Source organism: Gammaproteobacteria bacterium (assembly GCA_016765075.1).
In the GTDB taxonomy this organism is placed as follows: domain Bacteria; phylum Pseudomonadota; class Gammaproteobacteria.
Genome location: JAESQP010000023.1, coordinates 1 through 5,569, shown reverse-complemented (window position 1 = coordinate 5,569; position 5,569 = coordinate 1). Strand labels below are relative to the sequence as shown.

The 5,569-nt window shown below is 47.4% G+C and carries 6 protein-coding genes; 2 read left to right on the top strand and 4 right to left on the bottom strand.

Going from position 1 to position 5,569, the window contains the following annotated elements:
* From JKY90_01445 to trxA, 4 genes are all read right to left on the bottom strand, one after another.
* The coding region (locus JKY90_01445) for a M48 family metalloprotease (protein MBL4850933.1) at nt 1-1,224 on the bottom strand (1,224 nt) is incomplete at its 3' end.
* Between the two features lie 148 nt (nt 1,225-1,372).
* Nucleotides 1,373-1,576 (bottom strand): 50S ribosomal protein L31, encoded by a 204-nt coding sequence (gene rpmE / locus JKY90_01440; protein MBL4850932.1) that lies wholly within the window; start codon nt 1,574-1,576, stop codon nt 1,373-1,375.
* A gap of 131 nt (nt 1,577-1,707) precedes the next feature.
* Nucleotides 1,708-3,189, bottom strand: a complete 1,482-nt coding sequence (gene rho / locus JKY90_01435) for a transcription termination factor Rho (GenBank protein MBL4850931.1) — start codon at nt 3,187-3,189, stop codon at nt 1,708-1,710.
* Between the two features lie 159 nt (nt 3,190-3,348).
* The gene (gene trxA, locus JKY90_01430) at nt 3,349-3,675 is read right to left on the bottom strand and encodes a thioredoxin TrxA (protein MBL4850930.1); all 327 of its coding nucleotides are present in this window, start codon (nt 3,673-3,675) and stop codon (nt 3,349-3,351) included.
* A gap of 417 nt (nt 3,676-4,092) precedes the next feature.
* Between trxA and JKY90_01425 the strand changes: the two genes are divergently transcribed.
* Together JKY90_01425 and JKY90_01420 are read left to right on the top strand one after the other, a co-directional pair.
* Nucleotides 4,093-4,893: a sterol desaturase family protein gene (locus tag JKY90_01425; GenBank protein ID MBL4850929.1), complete on the top strand. Its 801-nt coding sequence runs from the start codon at nt 4,093-4,095 to the stop codon at nt 4,891-4,893.
* Between the two features lie 316 nt (nt 4,894-5,209).
* Entirely contained in the window at nt 5,210-5,542 is a 333-nt protein-coding gene (locus JKY90_01420; GenBank protein ID MBL4850928.1) for a c-type cytochrome, read from the top strand.
* The last annotated feature ends 27 nt before the right edge of the window (nt 5,543-5,569 follow it).

Here is a 5,569-nt window from a genome sequence, read left to right as displayed (position 1 = left end):
GGTCGTCGCAAAGAAGGTATAGGCCTTGGTGCCCATATACATCACACTGACACGAATATCGCGCTGACCAAAAGGCGTATTGCCACGGGTCAGTCCAGTATAGCCTTCAAGGCCATGACTGCTTAGCGTACGCCCTTGTTTCAATGCATTAACCTTAAGCCGCGTTTTTATAAACTCATCCGCCGCAATGCGTTTATTGATGTCTTCGGCGCTAATCTGTATTACCGCCGCACCCTGAGGCGCTTGTGCAACAATAGCGCTAGGTCGATTATCGATGCGCCAACCCTCTGGAAAAGCCAGCGCAAAACCGAGCTCAGCATGATAAAAGCTCGAACCACGGCGAATACCCTGTGCCTCACTATCGCCAAACACCATACCCTCAATCTTGCTCAAATATTCATCACGATTAATCTGGTTGGCATCGGCTGTCGCCAACGCATTGGCTCTACCAACCACCTGTTGCAAACGGGTATCGTTCTTGGGGTGTGTTGCAAACACACCGTGGTAGGCACGTGGCTCTCGGCCTTCTTTTTTGGCCAGCTCTTTATCAAAGATCTCTTGGTCTTTGAGTACCCCGATAACTTCGATCATTGCCTTGGGCTGATAACCACTGCGAGCGATATATTCAGCGCCCAGGCTATCCGCCTCTAACTCATGTTCGCGGCCATAACCGCGAACCCAGGCGCTACCAAGCAGATTAAACAGGTTTTGTGCCCCAGCACTACGCAGCGCCGGCACAAAAATAGAGCCTATCAAGTAACCCAATCCAGTTGCTTGCTGCTGGCTGAGCTGCTGCACACCATGACGCGCGGTGACATGGCCAATTTCATGGCCAAGCACAGCGGCCAATTCCGCCTCGGAATTGAGATACGCCATAATGCCGCGAGTAATATAGATATAGCCGCCAGGCAGAGCAAAAGCATTGACCTGATCGCTGTCAAGCACAGTAAAACGGTAGACTAAATCAGCGCGATGACTCTTGAGAGCAAGCTGCTCTCCCACCTGTTGCACGTAGGACTGAAGCTCAGAGTCGTCATAAAGGCCAAATTGATCAATGATTTGCTGATGCGATTGGCGACCGAGCTTAATCTCGGCAGCTTCGCTCATTAGCACAAAATCGCGCTCGCCAGTTGCCGGATTGACTGCACAACCAACCGCGACGCTGGCCAATAACAGTAGCCAACACACTCGGCAAAAAAAGGCGGGGGAGTGATCCTGAGTCATAATGCTAGCCAGCGTAGACGACAGCAGATGAATTTACACAGCGAACAAAGTACAGCGCACCCCAAAGGGCTTGCCCCCCGTGTCAAGCACGAGGCAGGCTCCGTGAAGGCGTGGGGGTAAGTGCGCGCTCACATGGCACGAATACCGCTTATTTTTTGCCGTATTTTTGGTTAAAACGGTCAACACGGCCAGCCGTATCGATAATCTTCTGCTTACCCGTATAAAATGGATGGCACTGTGAACAAATTTCAACGCTGAGATCTTGGCCCAAGGTTGAGCAAGTCTGGAATGTGTTACCACAGCTACAGGTAACGGTCATTTCTGCGTATTTAGGGTGAATATCAGCCTTCATGGTGTTTCCTTAATAGTTTCGCCGCCATCCATAAGTGCTTTATGAATACGGTTCAAAAGGGTTGGCTATGGTACGTAAAAGTGGCTGTTGCGGCAAGCTTAATTAAGCAAAAGAACCGGTAACATATTATTTTAGCGTTTCATCGACTCAAAAAACTCGGCATTGGTCTTGGTGCCCTTAAGTCGGTCAAGCAAAAACTCGATTGCCGCCAGTTCATCCATCGGATGCAAAAGCTTGCGTAGTATCCACATTTTTTGCAGCTCATCGGGCTGGGTCAAATATTCTTCACGGCGCGTACCAGAACGATTAAGGTGGATCGCTGGATAAATGCGTTTTTCGGCAATACGGCGATCAAGGTGCAACTCCATATTGCCAGTACCTTTAAACTCTTCGTAAATCACATCATCCATACGTGAGCCGGTCTCAACTAGAGCCGTCGCAATAATCGTCAAGCTACCGCCTTCTTCAATGTTACGAGCACTACCAAAGAAACGCTTAGGACGATGTAAAGCATTGGCATCAACACCACCCGTTAACACCTTACCCGACGAAGGAATCACCGTATTATAAGCACGTGCCAACCGGGTGATTGAATCAAGTAAAATAACGACATCACGCTTGTGTTCAACTAACCGTTTGGCTTTTTCCATTACCATTTCTGCCACTTGCACATGACGCGTCGCTGGCTCATCAAAGGTACTGGAGACGACTTCGCCACGCACAGAACGTTCCATCTCGGTGACTTCTTCAGGGCGCTCATCGATCAACAGAACGATGACGTAACATTCCGGGTTTTGCGTGGTAATTGAATGTGCGATGTTTTGTAACATCATGGTCTTACCCGCTTTAGGCGGTGACACAATCAGACCACGCTGGCCTTTACCAATCGGTGAAACCAGCTCAATAACGCGCGAGGTAATATCTTCGGTACTGCCATTGCCTAACTCTAATTTGAGTCTCTCATTGGCAAATAGCGGTGTCAGATTTTCAAATAAAATTTTGTTCTTGGCATTTTCTGGCAATTCAAAATTAATCTCATTAACTTTGAGCATGGCAAAATAACGTTCGCCATCTTTAGGTGGGCGGATTTTGCCGGATACGGTATCACCTGTACGCAGATTAAAGCGTCGAATTTGGCTTGGTGAAACATAGATATCATCGGGGCCAGCAAGATAAGAACCTTGAGCTGAGCGTAAAAAGCCGAAACCATCTTGCAAAATTTCCAACACGCCGTCGCCATAGATGTTTTCACCTTTTCTGGCAGCGGCCTTAAGAATAGCGAAAATAATGTCTTGTTTACGTGATCTTGCCTTATCGTCAATACCCAGCGATTGCGCAATTTCGATTAACTCAGTCGGTGTGTTTTGTTTTAATTCAGTGAGATTCATCGTGTTTTCTGAATCAGGCACATCTTCGTGGCTGTCATTGTGATGGTTGCGCGAGTTACGTTGATGACGTGGGTTACGTTGATGACGTGGGTTGCGCGATTTACCCTCTTTCTGGGGTTTATCTTTTTGCGCGTTCTGGGGGCTCTCTTTTTGCGCGCTCTGAGGGCTATCTTTTTGCGCGTTGATGTTATTTTTAGCTTGGATTTTTTCGACAGTAGCAGACATAGGCTCTATTCGCTTGATTTGGTAAGAAGATGAGACACAGTGTGTGTCTAGCGGGAAATTAGGAGGAGCGCCTGGAATCGGCGGTTTTGTGTATATACCTTTTTAGCTACGCTATCATGAAAAATGAGAAAGGTCTAGGCCTTTCTCATCGCCATTACGTCATAAATTACTATCCAGAAAAGCCGACAACTGTGATTTAGATAATGCGCCAACCTTGGTCGCTTCGACATTACCGCCTTTAAACAACATGAGTGTTGGGATACCACGAATGCCATAACGCGGAGGCGTCGCTGGGTTTTCATCAATATTAAATTTGGCAATCTTTACCTTGTTGCCATATTCATTAGCGATTTCTTCAAGGATAGGGGCAATCATTTTACAAGGACCACACCAATCAGCCCAAAAATCTACCAGTGCCGGCGTATCCGAATTCAATACTTCTTCGTCAAACGACGCATCAGATACATGAACAATATTACCACTCACTCGCTATCTCCTATTCAGCCTCAGGGAATTGTGGTGCTCGCCCCCAATGTTAACGTAATCGTTAAGGAAACGGTAATAAAGATGGGGCTGCAAACTGCCACGACTAACCAGTATATAATGTATGGGCGTTTTCACTCATTCCAAGGACTTCGTTTGTCCACGCCAATGTTTCACGTGCTACCTGATAGGTAATCATTACATCGGCGCCAATATAAGAACCTTGAGCACACCCATGGCAGCATAAGAATTAACCTAGAAACCTCGGTTGGGCGCGAAAAAGACGCGTAAGATATTGGTGTGCATGGTGAAACGGAAAAATTCGTGGTCACCTTATTGGTGATGAGAGTTTTTTCTGTTTTGCCAGGTGCGCCAAGAACTTGCGTGGACTTGCGTGATCCAACTGAGGTTTCTAGGTTTATGGACATCATTAGCAACGAAGGCGGCTTTCGGCTCAGCTTATTTCTCGGTGCGCTACTGTGTTTGGGCGTACTTAGCGCCCTTTTCCCGCGCCGAACACTGCGCAGCAACTGGTGGCAGCGCTGGCTTAACAATATTGGCATTGCCGCACTTGATACGCTCATAGTACGTGTGTTGTTTCCCACGGCAGCGGTCGGTTTCGCCATTGCAATCAATGAACGGCAGTGGGGTCTGATGAACTGGCTGTCACTGACTGATTGGTTTGCAGTGCTGCTGACGATTATCTTGCTCGATATGCTGATCTACTGGCAGCACGTCATTTTTCATCATGTCCCGGTTTTATGGCGTCTACATAAAGTCCACCACACGGATCTCGATATTGATGTCACCACAGGTTTTCGCTTTCACCCTATCGAAATCGCTTTATCGATGCTCATCAAATGCATTGCCATATTACTACTTGGTGCACCAGCGCTCGGCGTTTTGCTATTTGAGGTTATTTTGAGTACAGCCGCTATGTTTAACCACAGCAATCTACGTCTGCCGCTTATGCTTGATCGCTGGCTACGCAAGATCATCGTCACACCTGATATGCATCGCGTACACCACTCCACCATAAACCAGGAAACCAATTCAAACTTTGGCTTTAGTCTTGCGATATGGGATCGCCTCTTTGGCAGTTACCACGCACAACCACAATCTGGCCATAACGAGATGAAAATAGGGCTTGACGAATACCGCCAACCAGACCGGCTGCACCTACCTAGGTTATTATTACTGCCCTTTGAAAGCAAAAAATAAACTCTTTATCCGGCCTTGCTCAACGTAAACGCCGGCGCCTAAAATCGACAAAGCCATCACGCGCCAAGGTTGGCGTGAGCTTGACAGCCTAATGTGCTACATGGCATAAAGGCGCGCTTAAGCTTTTTAGGCTTAATGTTATACCAAGGTTTTGTGTGATTACACGCTCTATTCTAAGCGAAACATTGTCTTTAATAGTAATAACAACCGTAGTCCACGAGAGCCTTCTTAGGTATTTTTTAAGTAACGCTGAACCCCAAGGCTCAGTTTTGCCCCCCTGAAGGGGAGTACGTTGCAATTAACAGAGGAAATTAACATGAAAGCACGTTGGATTGTGAGTGCAGCAGCAGCTGCGAGTTTAATGGTAGGTGTTAGCACGGTAAGTGCAGATGAAGCATTAGCCAAAGCCAGTGGTTGTTTTGCATGCCATTCAATTGAAAAAAAGGTGCTTGGTCCAGGCTGGAAAGATGTTGCTGCAAAATATGCTGGTGACAAGGCTGCGGGTAAAGCGTACCTGTTAACCAAGGTTGCTAAAGGCGGTAAGGGAGCCTGGGCAGATGAAGGGATTACGGCAGCAATGCCTCCTTACTCACCGCGTGTGAGTGATGAAAACATCGAGAAGTTGGTGGACTTTATCCTGGCCCTATAGGCTTTAGGAGTTCACTTGACCTGGCTC

Coding starts and splice junctions, on each gene's coding strand:
- rpmE (MBL4850932.1), bottom strand. CDS start 1,576: ATGAAGGCTGATATTCACCCTAAATACGCAGAAATGACCGTTACCTGT.
- JKY90_01420 (MBL4850928.1), top strand. CDS start 5,210: ATGAAAGCACGTTGGATTGTGAGTGCAGCAGCAGCTGCGAGTTTAATG.
- rho (MBL4850931.1), bottom strand. CDS start 3,189: ATGTCTGCTACTGTCGAAAAAATCCAAGCTAAAAATAACATCAACGCG.
- JKY90_01425 (MBL4850929.1), top strand. CDS start 4,093: ATGGACATCATTAGCAACGAAGGCGGCTTTCGGCTCAGCTTATTTCTC.